Annotated in this window: 15 protein-coding genes and 3 pseudogenes; 13 read left to right on the top strand and 5 right to left on the bottom strand. The window is 71.8% G+C overall.

Annotated features, from left to right (window positions below; all coding sequences use genetic code 11):
• Nucleotides 1–65: 65 nt before the first annotated feature.
• Nucleotides 66–485: a hypothetical protein gene (locus AC5WRT_RS30280; protein ID WP_496096687.1), complete on the top strand. Its 420-nt coding sequence runs from the start codon at nucleotides 66–68 to the stop codon at nucleotides 483–485.
• 146 nt (nucleotides 486–631) lie between these two features.
• On the opposite strand, the pseudogene AC5WRT_RS30275 reads toward AC5WRT_RS30280, so the two are convergent.
• The 3 genes and pseudogenes from AC5WRT_RS30275 to AC5WRT_RS30265 form a co-directional block, all read right to left on the bottom strand.
• Nucleotides 632–1069: pseudogene (locus AC5WRT_RS30275) on the bottom strand (aminotransferase class I/II-fold pyridoxal phosphate-dependent enzyme); the annotation flags it as partial.
• A gap of 26 nt (nucleotides 1070–1095) precedes the next feature.
• Nucleotides 1096–1317, bottom strand: a complete 222-nt coding sequence (locus AC5WRT_RS30270) for a hypothetical protein (protein ID WP_496096686.1) — start codon at nucleotides 1315–1317, stop codon at nucleotides 1096–1098.
• 235 nt (nucleotides 1318–1552) lie between these two features.
• A complete protein-coding gene (locus tag AC5WRT_RS30265; protein ID WP_496096685.1) occupies nucleotides 1553–2743 on the bottom strand; it encodes a pyridoxal phosphate-dependent aminotransferase in 1191 nt (396 codons plus the stop codon).
• A 118-nt stretch (nucleotides 2744–2861) separates the two neighbouring features.
• On the opposite strand from AC5WRT_RS30265, the gene AC5WRT_RS30260 reads away from it, so the two are divergent.
• The 9 genes and pseudogenes from AC5WRT_RS30260 to AC5WRT_RS30220 form a co-directional block, all read left to right on the top strand.
• On the top strand, nucleotides 2862–3179 hold the full coding sequence (locus AC5WRT_RS30260) for a hypothetical protein (protein ID WP_496096684.1): 318 nt from the start codon (nucleotides 2862–2864) through the stop codon (nucleotides 3177–3179).
• A gap of 382 nt (nucleotides 3180–3561) precedes the next feature.
• Nucleotides 3562–4086 (top strand): DUF2617 family protein, encoded by a 525-nt coding sequence (locus tag AC5WRT_RS30255; protein WP_496096683.1) that lies wholly within the window; start codon nucleotides 3562–3564, stop codon nucleotides 4084–4086.
• Nucleotides 4087–4179: 93 nt separating this feature from the next.
• Entirely contained in the window at nucleotides 4180–5817 is a 1638-nt protein-coding gene (locus tag AC5WRT_RS30250; RefSeq protein ID WP_496100795.1) for a polyamine aminopropyltransferase, read from the top strand.
• Nucleotides 5818–5890: 73 nt separating this feature from the next.
• A complete protein-coding gene (locus AC5WRT_RS30245) occupies nucleotides 5891–6706 on the top strand; it encodes an SRPBCC family protein (RefSeq protein ID WP_496096681.1) in 816 nt (271 codons plus the stop codon).
• Between the two features lie 26 nt (nucleotides 6707–6732).
• On the top strand, nucleotides 6733–7521 hold the full coding sequence (locus AC5WRT_RS30240) for an aldose epimerase family protein (RefSeq protein WP_496096680.1): 789 nt from the start codon (nucleotides 6733–6735) through the stop codon (nucleotides 7519–7521).
• A gap of 10 nt (nucleotides 7522–7531) precedes the next feature.
• Entirely contained in the window at nucleotides 7532–8080 is a 549-nt protein-coding gene (pyrE, locus tag AC5WRT_RS30235; protein ID WP_208899688.1) for an orotate phosphoribosyltransferase, read from the top strand.
• Between the two features lie 144 nt (nucleotides 8081–8224).
• Complete coding sequence (gene fbaA / locus AC5WRT_RS30230; RefSeq protein ID WP_496096679.1) at nucleotides 8225–9247, top strand: class II fructose-bisphosphate aldolase; 1023 nt, start codon at nucleotides 8225–8227, stop codon at nucleotides 9245–9247.
• A 66-nt stretch (nucleotides 9248–9313) separates the two neighbouring features.
• The gene (locus tag AC5WRT_RS30225; protein WP_496096678.1) at nucleotides 9314–10759 is read left to right on the top strand and encodes an MFS transporter; all 1446 of its coding nucleotides are present in this window, start codon (nucleotides 9314–9316) and stop codon (nucleotides 10757–10759) included.
• A 134-nt stretch (nucleotides 10760–10893) separates the two neighbouring features.
• A pseudogene (locus tag AC5WRT_RS30220) lies at nucleotides 10894–11159 on the top strand (DUF3151 family protein); the annotation flags it as partial.
• Between the two features lie 93 nt (nucleotides 11160–11252).
• On the opposite strand, the gene AC5WRT_RS30215 reads toward AC5WRT_RS30220, so the two are convergent.
• Together AC5WRT_RS30215 and AC5WRT_RS30210 are read right to left on the bottom strand one after the other, a co-directional pair.
• Entirely contained in the window at nucleotides 11253–11672 is a 420-nt protein-coding gene (locus AC5WRT_RS30215; protein ID WP_496096677.1) for a DUF3151 domain-containing protein, read from the bottom strand.
• Between the two features lie 1138 nt (nucleotides 11673–12810).
• A complete protein-coding gene (locus tag AC5WRT_RS30210; RefSeq protein WP_496100797.1) occupies nucleotides 12811–13230 on the bottom strand; it encodes a TetR family transcriptional regulator C-terminal domain-containing protein in 420 nt (139 codons plus the stop codon).
• Nucleotides 13231–13278: 48 nt separating this feature from the next.
• Here AC5WRT_RS30210 and AC5WRT_RS30205 point away from each other — a divergent pair.
• The 3 genes and pseudogenes from AC5WRT_RS30205 to kynU all read left to right on the top strand — a co-directional run.
• A pseudogene (locus tag AC5WRT_RS30205) lies at nucleotides 13279–13431 on the top strand (DUF3151 family protein); the annotation flags it as partial.
• Between the two features lie 149 nt (nucleotides 13432–13580).
• Nucleotides 13581–14429, top strand: a complete 849-nt coding sequence (locus tag AC5WRT_RS30200; RefSeq protein ID WP_496096676.1) for a tryptophan 2,3-dioxygenase family protein — start codon at nucleotides 13581–13583, stop codon at nucleotides 14427–14429.
• Complete coding sequence (gene kynU, locus AC5WRT_RS30195) at nucleotides 14422–15669, top strand: kynureninase (protein ID WP_496096675.1); 1248 nt, start codon at nucleotides 14422–14424, stop codon at nucleotides 15667–15669. Before AC5WRT_RS30200 ends, kynU begins: the two co-directional genes overlap by 8 nt.
• Nucleotides 15670–15849 lie beyond the last annotated feature (180 nt).

Genomic DNA, 15849 nt, shown 5'->3' with positions numbered 1-15849 from the left:
ACCCCGTACCGCGGTGGCACGGTGAAGCGCCGGTGCGGTGCCCGTCGTCACCCGTATGCGGGGCCGTGCCGCGTCCCTTCGGGGGCGCTACAGCGCCCGGAGCCGCCCGGCGGCCGCCCACACGTCCGCTGGACCGCCGGGCCTGGCCGTCGGTCCCCCTGACGCGGCCGTGCCGCCACGGGCTGCCGGGGCGTGGCGCCCGCTTCGAGGACGTCCTGCTGATCTCCGAGGCCGTCCCGACCCCCTCCACACGCAAGGACTACGACGACTGCACCGCGAAGTACGGCCGCTACGGCATCCCGATCTACCTGGTGGTGGACCCCTACGCCCAGGAAGTCGTCCTCCACACCCAGCCGACCGGCACCGGTAACATCGCGGCAAAGTACGGCACGGGCAAGCTCCCCATCCCGCTGGCTGACGCTCGCACTTTCACCCTCGACCTCGACGAGCTCCCGCGTCCGGAGCCCGAGGCGGCCGCCCGCTGACGAAGGGCTCCCGGTGTGGCCGTGCCTTTGGCACGGCCCTCGTCGGAACGTGCGCGTTCCGGGTCGGGCGCGAATGGCCGTGGTCGGCGGGGGTGACTGCCTCTTCGGCGCCGATGAGTCCGGGGCCGACAGCCCCCGGACGGGGCTCACATGCGCCGCAGCCGCTCCGCCGCCTCGCGCAGGAGCTCCTCGCGCTTGCAGGGGGCGAACCGCACGAACGGCGCCTCCGCCTCCCGGTCGTCGTAGAACACGGCTTTCGGGATCGCCACCACGCCGGCCCGTTCCGGCAGGGCGCGGCAGAAGGCGAAGCCGTCCTTCTCGCCGAGGGGGCGGATGTCGGTGGTGATGAAGTACGTCCCGGCCGGCCGGAAGACCGCGAAGCCCGCCTCCGCCAGGCCCTGCGCGAGGATGTCCCGGCGGGCCAGCGTGGACCGGCGCAACTGCGCGAAGTAGGCGTCGGGCAGCGCGAGCGCCTCGGCGACCGCGTACTGGAAGGGGCCCGAGGAGACGTACGTCAGGAACTGCTTCACCGAGCGGACGGTGGTCACCAGCTCCGGCGCGGACGTCACCCGGCTCAGATTCCACCTCCCGCAGGCAGGTGAGCGAGACCTCAGCGGTGCCCCCGCCCATGACGGGCACGGCTTCGTCCGGGCCGGTACTCGGGTGTGTTGGCCGTCGTGGCCCAGGGCTCGCCGAGGCCGTCCAGGGTCTTGATGAGAGGGGTCAGGGCCTTGCTCAGGTCGATGGCCCCCTGATGGAAGGCCGGTGCCGCCGCCTTGATGTCGGCGGTCTTGATGTCCAGCACCTTGCCGGGGACCTGGCCGTCACCCACCGCTGCCGTCTCCCCCCGGTTCGCAACTGCCGCTTCCGACCCTGGGGGAGGCGAGTCAAGAAAAAATCAATTGAAGACATGCGTAAGTAATGTGGTGGTGACGAAGTGCTCGCTGATGAGCTCGAATTGGCCACCTTCGATCAACTAGAACCTGCCTCATGGAGGTGATGCGCGGCGGCAGCGCTCAGCGGCCGGTCTCGCCGCACCTGCCACCATCGCGAGAATGGCCATGAGCTCAGTCCGCCAAGCGTCGCAGGCGGCTGGTGGCCGTCTGGAGGACGTCGTTCCTCTTGCAGAAGGTGAATCGGACCTGGCTGCGGCCGGCGTCGGGGTCGTCGTAGAAGACGGAGTTGGGGATCGCGACGACGCCACAGCGTTGGGGGAGCGCGCGGCAGAAAGCGTAGGCGTCCTTCTCACCGAAGGGGGAGATGTCGGTGGTGATGAAGTACGTGCCCTGGGGCTGGTAGACCTCGAATCCGGCCGCGCGCAGGCCGTCACCGAGTAGATCGCGCTTGCGGCGGAGGTCGGCGCGGAAGCTGTCGAAATACGTGTCCGGCAGACGGAGCGCTTCTGCGATCGCGTACTGGAAGGGCCCCGCGCTGACGTAGGTCAGGTACTGCTTGACCGTCCGGACGGCGGCGACGAGCGGGGCGTCCGCAGTGATCCAGCCGACCTTCCATCCGGTGAAGGAGAACGTCTTGCCCGCCGAACCGATCGTCACCGTGCGCTCACGCATGCCGGGGAAGGACGCGAGGGGCACGTGCTCGGCGTCGTCGAACACCAGGTGCTCGTAGACCTCGTCCGTGACGACCAGCAGCTCCCGCTCGACCGCCAGCTCGGCGATCGCGGCCAGCTCGGCGCGGGTGAGGACCGTGCCCGTCGGATTGTGCGGGGTGTTGATCAGCAGCAGCCGGGTGCGGTCGGTGACGGCGGCGCGCAGCTCGTCCAGGTCCAGGCGGAAGGAGCCGTCGTGCGGGCGCAGGGTGACGGGCACGCGCGTGCCGCCCGCCATCGCGATGCTCGCCGCGTAGGAGTCGTAGTACGGCTCCAGGGCGACGACCTCGTCACCCGGCTCCACCAGTGCCAGCAGCGCCGCCGCGATCGCCTCCGTGGCGCCCGCCGTGACCAGCACCTCGGTGTCGGGGTCGTACGACAGGCCGTACCGGCGCAGCTGGTGAGCAGCGATCGCGGTGCGCAGCTCCGGGACCCCCGGGCCCGGCGGGTACTGGTTGCCGCGGCCCTCGCGCAGTGCCCGCACCGCCGCCTCCCGTACCTCCTCGGGCCCGTCGGTGTCGGGGAAGCCCTGGCCGAGGTTGATCGACCCGGTCGACAGGGCGAGCGCGGACATCTCGGCGAAGATCGTCGTCCCGAACTCGGCGAGCCGGCGGTTGAGGTGAGGGCGTGCGCTGGAGGTCATGCCGGCCATCCTGCGCCCAAGCTCTGGACTTCCTCAACTCCGCTTTGCGCCCCGGGACGGCCGGGCATCCCCCGTGCACGGCGGTCCACGGGGGGCCGCTCCGGGGGAACGGAAGGAGGGTGACGCCGTGATCGTCGGCATCATCTTCATCCTGGTCGTGGGCGCGTTCGTGGCCCTCACGGCGCTGGCGGGCGGGAGCGGACGGAAGCGGCAGCGGCGGGCGTCGCCCGGCGGGACCGGCCGCGGCCGGTCCCGCTCGTCGTCCTCCTCGTCCTCGTCGTACGACAGCGGCGGCAGCTGGTGGGCGGGCAGTGCCGGCTCGGGCTCGTCGGGTGGCGGCCACCACGGCGGCCACTCCTGCGGCGGAGGCCATTCCTGCGGGGGCCACTCCTCCTGCGGCGGGTCGTCCTGCGGCGGGGGTTCGTCGTGCGGGGGAGGCAGCTGACACCGGGCGACCGAGTCCCACCCGGGCCCCCGTCGGCGCAGGCGTCCGGCGGGGGCCCGGTCGTCTCCCGTGCCCCGTGCCCGGCTTTCACCGATCGCGTGTCCTGTGCCCGGACCTCGCCGTTGTGTTCAACGTGGCCGGGCGCTCGCCGCTCGTGCCGCGTGCCAAGCGTCCGCCGTGGTTGAACAGTTGAACTGTGGAGACCCCTGGGGGATGGAAACCCGGCGAAGTTGGGTAAAAACACTGTGGGGGTGCCTCTGTTCATGATTCCCTCTAAATCGCCAACGCAGCCCCCGGACGTCCTGAGACTCCCCATCCCGGCGGAGCCGGCTGGGCCGGCGTGGCCGATCTCCCCCTCATCGCGTGTTAGCGGAGCCGATCCATGCTCACGACCCTGAACACCTCCTACACCGATACGCGCGCCGCCGACCTAGCCTGGGCCCTGGGACGCGAGCCGCTGCCGGCCCTGGCCACCCTCGATCTCGAACTCGCTGACACCAAACTGCAGTTGAGGCTCCTCGGCGCGTCCCACCAGGTGCTGCTGGACGAGGAGCGCGGCCGCTGTTCGGAGACGGTCGCGTGCATCCCCGGCTCGAGTACCCCGCTGCCGCTCGGCGTGGCCAAGCGGGTCGGTGACTGGGAGTACGAGTTCGCGGCGCGCGTCGAGGTGCTCACGCCCGGCTCGTTCGCGGGCCGCGCACAGGAGTTGCTGGCCCTCGTCTCCGATCATCCGCACGGTCTCGCCGGTGTCTTCCCGGGCAGCCCGCACGCCTTCACCGCGATGCTGGCCCAGCGCCACGAGGGCCAGGTGCACTGGCGCACCTGGCACGCCTACCCGCAGGACGGGCAGTTGGTGGCCACCCGTACCCGGGTGGGGGTGCGGGTGCCCGTGGGTGCCGTCGACTGAGGGCCGGCGGCACAAACCCGCGGAGTCCCAACTGTCCCAGATCCACACGTGTGGGTGACGAAGCGTACTGAGGCCGTGACGTAACGTCGCAGGGTGATCGAATCGCACGCCCCCGCGCCCCCGGGCGCCCCGCCCTCCTGGACGGGCCCGGCCCCGCTGCCCGTCCGCCCCGGCACCGGGCGGTTCCTGGTCCTCGTGTGCGTCTTCGTCTGCGCGGCGTGCGGACTCGTGTACGAGCTCGAACTCGTCGCGTTCGCCTCGTACTTGATCGGCAATTCGGTCACCCAGGCCTCCGTCGTGCTCTCCGTGATGGTGTTCGCGATGGGCATCGGCTCCCTCGCCGCCAAGCGGCTGCGCTGGCACGCCGCCGCCGGTTTCGGCGCGATCGAGACCGCACTCGCCCTGGTCGGCGGGTGCAGCGCGATGGTGCTGTACGCCGTCTTCGCCTGGACCGGCGACTGGGGCGGGCTGTGGGCCGAGGGCCCGCGCTGTCTGCTGGTCGCCTTCTCCCTCGCCATCGGACTGCTCATCGGCGCCGAAGTACCGCTGCTGATGGAGCTGATCCAGCGCATCCGGCAGCAGGACGCGGGCGGCGCGGTGGCCGACCTGTTCGCGGCGGACTACGTGGGTGCGCTGGTCGGCGGTCTCGCCTTCCCCTTCCTTCTCCTGCCGTTCCTGGGCCAGTTGGCGGGCGCCCTGCTCACCGGCACGGTCAACGTCGTCGCCGGCGGTGCCCTGGTCCTCGGTCTGTTCCGCCGCGACCTCACCCGCCGGGCCCGCTGGGCCCTGCTCCTCGTCGGCCTCACCGTCCTCGGCGTCCTCGCCTCCGCCGCCGTCCTCGCCGACGACTTCGAACGTGCCGCGCGGCGCGCCGTCTACGGCACGGACGTCCGGGTCGCCGAGCAGACCGACGGGCAGGAGGTCGTCCTGACCGGCGGCGTCGGCGGCGAACCCCTCGACCTGTTCCTGGACGGCCGGCTGCGCGTCGGCGGCGGCGACGAACGCCGCTACGCCGAGGCCCTCGTGCGCCCCGCCTTGTCCGGTGGACCGCACGCGCGCGTGCTGGTCCTCGGCGGCGGCGACGGCCTGGCCGCCCGCGAGGTGCTGCGCCACGGCGGGGTGCGCCGCGTCGACGTCGTCGAACTCGACCCCGGCCTGATCCGCCTGGCCCGCCACGACCCCGGCCTCGCCGCCGCCAACGGCCACGTCTACGAAGACCCCCGCGTCCACACCGTGACGGCGGATGCCCTCGGCTGGCTGCGCGGGGCGCCCAGGGCGGCGTACGACGTCGTGATCGCCGACCTTCCCGACCCCGGCATCACCGCCAGCACCAAGCTGTACTCCCAGGAGTTCTACGGCCTGACCCGCCGGGTCCTCGCCCCCGGCGGCCGGCTCGTCGTCCACGCCGGGTCCGTCACCACCCGCCCCCGCGCCTTCTGGACCGTCGCCGCCACCCTGCGCGCCGCCGGCTTCGCCGGCTCCCCCTACCGCGTCCTCGGCCACGACTCCGGCTTCCCGGCCGACCCCGACCGCTCGGCAGCCGCGTCCGGCGCCCCGCACGACTGGGGGTTCCTTCTGGCGCGGCCCGGGGACTCCCCGCCGCCGCTGCGCCTGGACTCCGGACGGCTGCGCACGCTCACCCAGGAGGAGCTGACGGCGGACGGCACGGCGGCGGAACGCTCCCGCATCGACGGACTGCCCGCATCCACGCTCGTGCACCCCCGGTACTGACGAGCCGGCCCGCTCCCGACGAGCCCGTCGGGCGAGGGTACTTTCCGGTCACACCTGGGTAGGCTCAGCGGACATGGAGCACCAGGTCTTCGTCCCGGTCCCGCCCGCCCAGCTCGGCGCCGCCCTCGCCGACCCGGCGCGAGTCGCCCGCGCGCTCCCCGGTCTGCAACAGGACGCCGGTGCCGAACCCGTCGCCGGCCGCCTGAAGCTCCGGGTCGGCGGACACTCCGTCACCTACCGGGGCACGGCACACGTGGTCGCCCGCGACGACGGCGCCTACGCCGTCGAGGCCGACGCCGTCGAGGCCCGTGGCACCGGCGCCGTGAAACTCGCTCTCACCCTGCGCCTCGCCGACACCGAGGGCGGTACGACGGTCACGGCCGAGGGCACGGCGGACGCGGACGGCCGTGTCGCGGAACTCCCGCCGGACACGGTGCACGCGGCGGCGACCCGTCTGCTGAACCGTTTCCTGGAGAACCTGGCGACGACACCGGCGGAGCCGGAAGCGGCGGCGGAGGAGGCGGCGAAGGCGCCGGAGGCACCGGAGGCGCAGCCGGAAGAGGAGCACACGTCCGTCTTCGACACCGAGATCCCCCCGCCGTCCCTCGACCCCGCGGCCGACGAGGACACCGGCGCCCCGGCCGCCGGCCTCTCCGAGGACTTCGCCGACACCGGCGAACCACCCGCCGAGGCCGCGCACGCCCGCCGCACGATGATCGGCCGCAGCGCGGAGGAGGTCGACCACGCTCCGCCACGGGGTCGCTACGCCCCCGTGCCGGCCCCCCAGACAGTGACGGCGGCCTCGGCCCTGCGCTGGGCGGCACCGGCGGCGGCACTGGCGGTGGCGTCGGCGATCGTCGTGAGCAGGGCACTGCGCAAACGCCGCTGAGCACTCGCCCCCAGTACTGTCGTCCCGTGAGCAACGAAGACATCACGCTGACCGCAGGCGAAGCGGAAGTACGCGTCAGCCCCGCAGGCGGCGCCCGGATCAGCGGGCTCCGGATCGGCTCCCTGGAACTGTTGAGGCAAGGGCCCCGCTACGGCTGCTTCCCGATGGTGCCCTGGTGCGGTCGTATCCGCGACGGCCGTTTCCTGGACGGCGGCACCGTCCGCCAGATGCCGCTCAACTCCCCGCCGCACGCCATCCACGGCACCGCCCGCGACGGCGCCTGGCGCACCGCACGCGTCCAGGAGAACGAGGCGGTGCTCACCTACGACCTGGTCGAGCCGTGGCCGCACCCGGGCCGTGTCACCCAGATCGTCACGCTCACCGAGGACGGACTGACCCTGACCGCGTCGGTGGAGGCGCGGGACGACTCCTTCCCGGCGCAGATCGGCTGGCACCCCTGGTTCAACCGGAACCTGGGCGCGGAGGACGTCACGGTCGCCTTCGAGCCCGCCTGGCAGGAGGAGCGCGGCGAGGACCATCTGCCCACCGGCAACCGGATCGACCCGAAGTCCGGCCCCTGGGACGACTGCTTCGGCATGCCCGGCGGTGTCGACGTCACCCTCACCTGGCCCGGCCAGCTCCAGTTGAAGGTGACCAGCCGCGAGGAGTGGGTGGTGGTCTACGACGAGCAGGCGGAGGCCGTCTGCGTGGAGCCGCAGACCGGCCCGCCCAACGGACTGAACACCCTCCCGCGCCTGGTCACGCTGCTGGAACCGCTGGAGGCGAGCACCGCGTGGAGCTGGCGGCGCCTTTAAGCTGGTCGGCATGACGGACGTTCGCGGCGCGCTGCTGCAGCAGATCAAGGACAAGGCCGTGGTGCACGGCAAGGTGACCCTCTCCTCGGGGCTGGAGGCCGACTACTACGTCGACCTGCGCCGCATCACCCTCGACGGCGAGGCCGCCCCGCTGGTCGGTCAGGTGCTCCTGGACCTGACCGCGGACCTGGAGTTCGACGCGGTCGGGGGGCTCACCATGGGCGCCGACCCGGTGGCCGCGGCCATGCTGCACGCCGCCGCCGCGCGCGGGAAGAGGCTCGACGCCTTCGTCGTACGGAAGGCCGCGAAGGCGCACGGCCTGCAGCGGCGCGTGGAGGGCCCGGAGATCGCGGGTCGGCGGGTGCTCGTCGTCGAGGACACCTCCACCACCGGCGGCTCGCCGCTCACCGCCGTGGAGGCCGTGCGCGAGGCCGGCGCCGAGGTGGTCGCCGTCGCGACCATCGTGGACCGGGCCACCGGTGCCGCGGAGAAAATCGAGGCCGGTGCGGGCGTTCCGTACCGGTTCGCCTTCTCGAAGGATGAACTGGGTCTGGACTGACGACGCGGAGTGACCTGGACTTGACCGGCGCATGGACCATGGGTCCATGTCTGGAAAGATGGGGACGACGACGGCGTCGAAACCCTCAGGTCTAGGTCAGGGCCGTAACGCACAACCCCAACCCGCAACACAAGGAGCGGACAGATGCCCATCGCAACCCCCGAGGTCTACAACGAGATGCTCGACCGGGCGAAGGCAGGCAAGTTCGCCTACCCGGCCATCAACGTCACCTCGAGCCAGACCCTGAACGCGGCGCTGCGCGGCTTCGCGGAGGCTGAGAGCGACGGCATCGTCCAGATCTCGACCGGTGGTGCCGAGTTCCTCGGCGGCCAGTACAGCAAGGACATGGTCACCGGCGCGGTCGCGCTCGCCGAGTACGCGCACATCCTCGCCGAGAAGTACCCGGTCAACATCGCGCTGCACACCGACCACTGCCCGAAGGACAAGCTCGACGGGTACGTGCGTCCGCTGATCGCGGTCTCCGAGGAGCGCGTGAAGGCCGGCCGGAACCCGCTGTTCCAGTCCCACATGTGGGACGGCTCCGCCGAGACCCTCGCCGACAACCTCGCCATCGCCCAGGAGCTGCTGGAGCGCACCCGCGCCGCCAACATCATCCTCGAGGTGGAGATCACCCCGACCGGCGGCGAGGAGGACGGCGTCTCGCACGAGATCAACGACTCCCTGTACACCACGGTCGACGACGCGATCCGCACCGCCGAGGCCCTGGGCCTGGGCGAGAAGGGCCGCTACCTGCTGGCCGCCTCCTTCGGCAACGTCCACGGCGTCTACAAGCCGGGCAACGTCGTCCTCCGTCCCGAGCTGCTGAAGGAGCTGAACGAGGGCGTCGCCGCCAAGTTCGGCAAGACCTCCCCGTTCGACTTCGTCTTCCACGGCGGCTCCGGCTCCAGTGAGCAGGAGATCCTCACCGCGCTCGAGAACGGCGTGGTGAAGATGAACATCGACACGGACACCCAGTACGCCTTCACCCGCCCCGTCGTCGCCCACATGTTCCAGAACTACGACGGCGTCCTGAAGGTCGACGGCGAGGTCGGCAACAAGAAGGCCTACGACCCGCGCACCTGGGGCAAGCTGGCCGAGGCGAGCATGGCCGCGCGCGTCGTCGAGGCGACGCAGAACCTGCGCTCGGCCGGCAACAAGATCAAGTAAGGGGATCGGCCTTCCGGTGGACCCGGCGCCTGTCTGTGGCGCCGGGTCCGCTGTATACCTGGGGGCATGCCCGACGTCCGGCTGGTCTCGCCCCAGGGCAAGTGGATCCTGCTCACCACGGTCCTCGGCTCCGGCATGGCGCTGCTGGACTCGACCGTCGTCAACGTGGCGCTCCCGCGCATCGGCCGCGACCTGGGCGCGAACCTGGCCGCCCTGCAGTGGACGGTCAACGCCTACATGGTCACGCTGGCCGCACTGATCCTCCTCGGCGGCTCGCTGGGCGACCGCTACGGGCGCCGGAAGGTCTTCGTGCTCGGCGTGGTCTGGTTCGCGACGGCGTCGCTCCTGTGCGGACTGGCGCCGCGTCCGGGGATCCTCGTCGCAGCGCGGGCGTTGCAGGGCGTCGGCGGTGCGCTGCTGACCCCCGGCTCCCTGGCGATCATCCAGGCGTCCTTCCACCCCGACGACCGCAGCAGGGCCGTCGGCCTGTGGTCCGGCTTCGGCGGGATCGGCGCCGCGGTCGGCCCGTTCCTCGGCGGCTGGCTGGTGGCCGGACCCGGCTGGCGCTGGGTGTTCCTGCTGAACGTCCCGCTGGCGCTGCTGTGCGTCCCGGTGGCGCTGCGGCACGTCCCGGAGTCGGCGGACGGCGGCGGGCACGCACGCTTCGACGTGCTCGGCGCGGCGCTGGGCGCGCTGGCCCTGGCGTTGCTGACCTACGCGCTGACCGAGGCGAGGTCGGGCTCGCCGGCGGTGGCCCCGACGGCGACGGCGGGCCTGGCGGCCGCGGTGGCCTTCGTGCTGGTCGAACGGCACCGGCCGGACCCGATGCTTCCGCCGGACGTCTTCACCTCCCGCCAGTTCACGGCGGTCAACCTGGTCACCCTGTGCGTCTACGCGGCGTTCGGCGGCTTCTTCTTCCTCACCGCGCTCCAGCTTCAGGTGGTGGCGGGCTACTCCCCGCTGGCGGCCGGTACGGCCCTGCTGCCGACGACGGCCTTGATGCTGCTCTTCTCCTCCCGCTCCGGCGCCCTGGCCGACCGCACAGGACCACGCCTGCCCCTGACGGTCGGCCCGCTGCTCTGTGCGGCGGCGATGCTGCTGATGCTGCGGGTGGGAAAGGGGGCGTCCTATCCCGCCGATGTCCTCCCGGCCCTCCTCGTCATGGGTGCCGGCATGGTGACCCTCGTCGCGCCCCTGACCGCAACGGTCCTCGCCTCGGTGGACGCCTCCCGGGCGGGCCTGGCCAGCGGCGTCAACAACGCGGCGGCGCGGGCGGCGGGCCTGGTCGCGGTGGCGGCCCTGCCGCTGCTGGCCGGGATGGGTCCGGACGCCTACCGGGTGCCGTCCGCCTTCGACGCGGCGTTCCGTCGGGCGATGCCGATCTGCGCAGGTGTACTGGTGGCCGGGTCGCTGCTGGCCTTCGCCCTGGTCCGCCGCCCGCCTCCGGACTGCCGCCGCCCGGACTGCCGCGTCCACGGCAATGTCACCTGCCCGCCGCTGGAAGCACGATGAGCACGTCGAGGCCGACACGCGGTGGTTCGAGCGGGTGGCCCGGGACATCGGTCCGACCGCTGCGGCCACGGGCGGCCGGCGCCGACTGACGCCACTGGCGGCGTGACCCGGAGTGGCGTGGCCGGACCGGGACCATGACGATGCACGAGAACTGCTCGGCGGCCCGCTCCCCACCCACCTCCCCGACGACCTTGGGCCCAGCGAACAGCTCGCCGCCGGCACCGCCCCCGCGGACGTCGCCGCCAAGTGCCCCACCTTCTCCCTCGCCCGGGCCCAACTGGCCGGCGAGGCGTTCGAGCGCGGCGCGGTCGGGGAGTCGTACGCCTACGCCCGCACGGGCCACCACCGAGGCCTCGACGCTCTGTGCCGCAGCGGCCGGCAGGGGCACGGCCCCGTCCCCGTCCCCGGGGAGAAGGGTGCAACATGCGATCGTGCGTTCACTGCCGCCGTCTTCTGCTGAGTGACGGCGGCACAGTCGACTTCGCAGCGGTGACTACCGCTTCAGCTCGGCGTACGCCTCGGCGCTGCTGTCCTTGAGGAACTGCCAGCAACGCTCCGTCTCGTCCTTCTCATCGATCTCGCCGGCGGCACGAGCGAGGGCGGCGAGGCAGCGCAGGAACCCGCGATTGGCTCGGTGGTCCCAAGGGATGGGTCCGTGGCCCTTCCAGCCGGCCCGACGCAGTGCGTCCAGACCGCGGTGATAGCCCGTGCGGGCGTACGCGTACGACTCGACCACTCGCCCCGCCTCGAAGGCGTCGTCGGCGAGCAGGGCCCAGGCCAGCGAGAACGTGGGGTACTTCGCCGCGACCTCGGCCGGAGGCCGGGACTCCTCACCCAGGAGGCGGTACGCCTCTTCGTTCTCAGGGAGGTACGTCGGCTCCGGGCCGCCGAGCAGGTTCTTGTGAGTCGTCATGGATGCAGTCTGCCACTTACGGCCGTCCTCACGGCCTTCGTGCGTCCTCACGGCCCTCGTGCTGGACGTGTGTGTTCCTTGGTCGGAGCACATGTTCAGGCGAAGGCCGCTTCCGTGTACGGCGGTTACCGGACCGAGTGATCAAGTTCGAGGCACCATCCGGCGCCGGACGTCAAAGATCGAGCCAGGGCAACGTCACCCGCCCCCTTCCCGAGCCCGTGGTCAGGTCTGCGGCCGGCACCCGCCCTGGCGGACGCCGACCGTCCTTTGACAGGCGCCGTACGAACCTGCGGAGATCGGCTTTCAGGTCCTGACCGACCTGCGGGCCACGGGCGAACGACTTCGGTCGGAGCCAGGCCCGTCGCCGGCGCAGCGTCACCCCATCAGGCAGCAGCAGATCCGACGGCGGCCGCTGACCAGTCGATCCCAACGTTCATCTCCGCAAGCTCAGCTACTGCGGCCTGTGCCATCGCGACGAAACGCGGTATCAGGGGGTGAAGCCGGACGCCCCTTGAAGCTGCGAGGACAACGCAGCCGACCTCGCTCCGCAGGACTATAAAGTCTGCGCGCCCCTTGAATGTCCATCACCGCAGCCGGCTCGAGGACCTCGAGGATCTCAGCTTCTTCACAGTTCATGGGAACTTCGTGATGGGGGCACACACTGGTCATGAACGGGTTGCCGGCCCGGCGCCGTCGTATCGGCGAAAACTTCACCGAAACCGTTGGGCCAACTACCCCTTGCACAAAGGGACTTCAGTCGCGATACTCCTCGCCCGCCACGTGTTCCTGCCACTCGGTCGGCCCGTCCGTGACAGCGATGTGAGTCATGAACGTGCCCGGCGCTGCCCCGTGCCAGTGCTCCTCACCCGGGTGGCAGATCACCGTGTCACCAGCCCTGATCTCCTGGCGCTCCCCTCCCCGGGACTGTAAGAACCCCACCGGGCGCTGCGGCCGGACCCGTGATGTGTGGCGTGTTGTTCACCGCCGTGTGCCCCGTCCTCGCCCGGTGGGCTCTGACCGTGGCCGGCGCAGCCGCTGCCATCTGCGTCCTCTTCGCTCGCATGCGCATACCGCGGGACCCACACGGCGCGGCACCCCGCGTGCCGGTGGCGGCGGGAGATGCTGTGGCCACCGCCCCTCAGCGCTGACCGGAATCGACCACGAGACTCGCCACCACTTGCCTCGCGCCCTCAACCGCCTGGCGGAACGCCGCAGGGCCCTGATGGGCGCGGGCCAGGACATAGCCCCCTTGTACCGTCGCCATGATCAGTGATGCAATCACGTCCGGGTCGGTGTCGGGCCGGAACTGGCCTGTACGCACTCCTTCCGCAAGTACCGCAGACAGACGCTCACCGAGCCGGGTGAAGAAGTCCGCTGTGGTCGCAGGAAGGCCCTCGTCGGCGACGACCTCGTAGTCCTGAGCCAATCGCCCCATGCGACAGCCTGCGAGGGGGTCGCGTTCCAGATCGAGAAAGGCGTTGATGCGAGCGACTGCCGACTCCTGACCGGCGAGCGCTTCCTCGGGACGGGAGCGAAGCTGATCGCTCCTGTGTGCCATGGCCGCGACCGCCAGCTCCGCCTTGCCGGAGAAATGGTGGTACATGCTGAGCACGAGCCCGACCGCGGTTGTGCTCTGCACGCCCTCGCCCTCGCCCCTGCCCCTGCCCTTGCCGCGCCGGCGATCGGCGAGCAGGAGGAGTGCGAGCGCTGCACCCAGTTCCTGAAGGGCTTCTCCCCGACGGCGGTCCAGACCCTCGGCCAGCCGCCCTTGCCGGTGTGGCCCGTCTGGCACAGGCGGGCCTTGCCGTATCCGGGGTCCATTGCGGAAGATGCCAGGCGGGGACCGGGGCCCCCGTGCCGGCATCGGCAGGGGCGGACCGCTACCCGGAGCTACAACAGGAGACAGCGATGTCCCAACCGGCTCAGCAGTCCACACAGACTCAGGAGCCCGAGACTCCGCATCTCGATTTCGCGGGCACGACGCCGTACGAGGACTACGTCAAGGCGGACGTGCTCACCCACCTCCAGCACACCCTCTCCGACGATCCCGGAGAGATGGTCTTCCTGGTCACGACCCAGGTCATGGAGCTGTGGTTCACCGTCATCGTCCATGAGTGGGAGGCCGCGGCGGCCGCCCTGCGCGGCGACGACGTACCGGCCGCGATCGCCGCGCTGAAGCGTTCCGTACGGGAACTGGAGGCCCTCAACGCCTCCTGGAAACCCCTCGGCCAGCTCACCCCGGCACAGTTCAACTCCTACCGCTCGGCCCTCGGCGAGGGCTCCGGCTTCCAGTCGGCGATGTACCGGCGCATGGAGTTCCTGCTCGGCGAGAAGTCCGCGTCCATGCTGGTCCCGCACCGCGGTGCCCCCCGCGCCCACGCGGAGCTGGAGAAGGCGCTGCACGAGCCCGGCCTGTACGACGAGGTGCTGCGGCTGCTGGCCCGGCGCGGCCACGCGATCCCCGCCTCCGTCCTGCACCGGGACGTCTCCCAGCGCTACGAGCCCGCCGACCGGGTCGAGCGGGCCTGGGCGGCGATCTACGCGGGTGACCAGGACGCCGAACTCGTCCGCCTCGGCGAGGCGCTGACCGACGTGGCCGAACTGGTGTGGCGCTGGCGAAACGACCACCTGGTCGCCACCCGCCGCGCGATGGGCGCCAAGCCCGGCACCGGCGGCTCGGCCGGCGTGGCCTGGCTGGAGAAGCGCGCCCGCAAGAACGTCTTCCCCGAGCTGTGGACGGCGAGGTCCCATGTCTGAGCTGGCACTGGAAGCGGAGAAGCTGGACGCGGCGGACGAACTCGCCCCGATACGCTCGCGTTTCGTCCTCGACACCGGGTCCGGTCGCGCGGCTCGGGCCGCGGGGGTCTACCTGGACGGGAACTCCCTCGGCGCGCTCCCCGCGAACGTCCCCGACCGGGTGGCCGACGTGGTCCACCGCCAGTGGGGCGAGCTGCGCATCCGCTCCTGGGAGGAGAGCGGCTGGTGGACCGCGCCCGAGCGGATCGGCGACCGGATCGCCCCGCTGGTCGGCGCGGCGGCCGGGCAGATCGTCGTGGGCGACTCCACCAGTGTCAACGTGTTCAAGGCACTTGTGGGCGCGGTACGGATGGCGGGCGAGCGCCGCACCGAGATCCTGGTGGACGCCACGACGTTTCCCACGGACGGCTACATCGCCGAGTCCGCCGCCCGTCTGACCGGCCGCACCCTGCGCGCGGTCACCCCGGCCGAGGTGCCGGGCGCGCTGAGCGACCGTACGGCGGCGGTGCTGCTCAACCACGTCGACTACCGCACCGGCCGTCTGCACGACCTGCCCGGGCTGACCGCCGCGGTCCACGCCGCCGGTGCCCTCGCGGTCTGGGACCTGTGCCACAGCGCGGGCGCACTGCCGGTGGGCCTGGACGAGCACGGCGTCGACCTGGCGGTCGGCTGCACCTACAAGTACCTGAACGGCGGCCCGGGTTCGCCGGCGTACCTGTACGTCCGCTCGGACCTGCAGCCGCGCTTCGACTCGCCGCTGCCCGGCTGGAACTCGCACACCGACCCGTTCGGGATGAGTCCGTCGTACGCCCCGGCGCCGGGCGCCCTGCGCGGCCGGGTCGGCACTCCGGACATCCTGTCCATGCTGGCCCTGGAGGCGGCCCTGGACGTCTGGGACGGCGTGTCCGTCTCCGCCGTCCGCGCCAAGTCTCTCGCGCTGACGGACTTCTTCCTGCGCTGCGTACGGGCGTACACCGAGCCGGGGCGAGTGGAGTGCTTGACCCCGGAACGTCACGAGGAACGCGGCAGCCAGGTCGCCCTGCGCTGCTCCCCCGCTCCCGGCTCCGCTCGAGCGGGAGGCGCCCCCGTCGCGGGCGAGGTGATGAAACGCCTGATCGACCGGGGCGTCGTGGGCGACTTCCGGTACCCCGACGTCCTCCGCTTCGGCTTCACCCCGCTGTACGTCGGCTTCGCCGACACGGAGCGGGCGGCCCGCATCCTGGCGGAGGAACTGGCGTAGGGGAGCGGGGCCTGGAGGTGCGGGGGCCGTACGGGAACCGCACCTTCAGGCCCCGTGCAGAACCGTTTGTCCCTCACCGTGCGTGACATCCCCGTGTCCTCGCACGTCACCGGCCTGATACCGTCCCGCCAAACGGCGGGCTGGTCGACCAGACGCCGAACAGGTTCCCTCGCCGAGAGG

This window comes from Streptomyces sp. NTD91 (assembly GCF_059510455.1).
This window is presented reverse-complemented; position numbering and strand designations above follow the sequence as displayed.

What these genes read in the sequence shown, in the direction of transcription:
- kynU (WP_496096675.1), top strand. Translation starts at nt 14,422, where the DNA reads ATGTCTGAGCTGGCACTGGAAGCGGAGAAGCTGGACGCGGCGGACGAA.
- AC5WRT_RS30210 (WP_496100797.1), bottom strand. Translation starts at nt 13,230, where the DNA reads ATGGCACACAGGAGCGATCAGCTTCGCTCCCGTCCCGAGGAAGCGCTC.
- AC5WRT_RS30255 (WP_496096683.1), top strand. Translation starts at nt 3,562, where the DNA reads ATGCTCACGACCCTGAACACCTCCTACACCGATACGCGCGCCGCCGAC.
- AC5WRT_RS30265 (WP_496096685.1), bottom strand. Translation starts at nt 2,743, where the DNA reads ATGGCCGGCATGACCTCCAGCGCACGCCCTCACCTCAACCGCCGGCTC.
- AC5WRT_RS30225 (WP_496096678.1), top strand. Translation starts at nt 9,314, where the DNA reads ATGCCCGACGTCCGGCTGGTCTCGCCCCAGGGCAAGTGGATCCTGCTC.
- AC5WRT_RS30245 (WP_496096681.1), top strand. Translation starts at nt 5,891, where the DNA reads ATGGAGCACCAGGTCTTCGTCCCGGTCCCGCCCGCCCAGCTCGGCGCC.
- fbaA (WP_496096679.1), top strand. Translation starts at nt 8,225, where the DNA reads ATGCCCATCGCAACCCCCGAGGTCTACAACGAGATGCTCGACCGGGCG.
- pyrE (WP_208899688.1), top strand. Translation starts at nt 7,532, where the DNA reads ATGACGGACGTTCGCGGCGCGCTGCTGCAGCAGATCAAGGACAAGGCC.
- AC5WRT_RS30200 (WP_496096676.1), top strand. Translation starts at nt 13,581, where the DNA reads ATGTCCCAACCGGCTCAGCAGTCCACACAGACTCAGGAGCCCGAGACT.
- AC5WRT_RS30215 (WP_496096677.1), bottom strand. Translation starts at nt 11,672, where the DNA reads ATGACGACTCACAAGAACCTGCTCGGCGGCCCGGAGCCGACGTACCTC.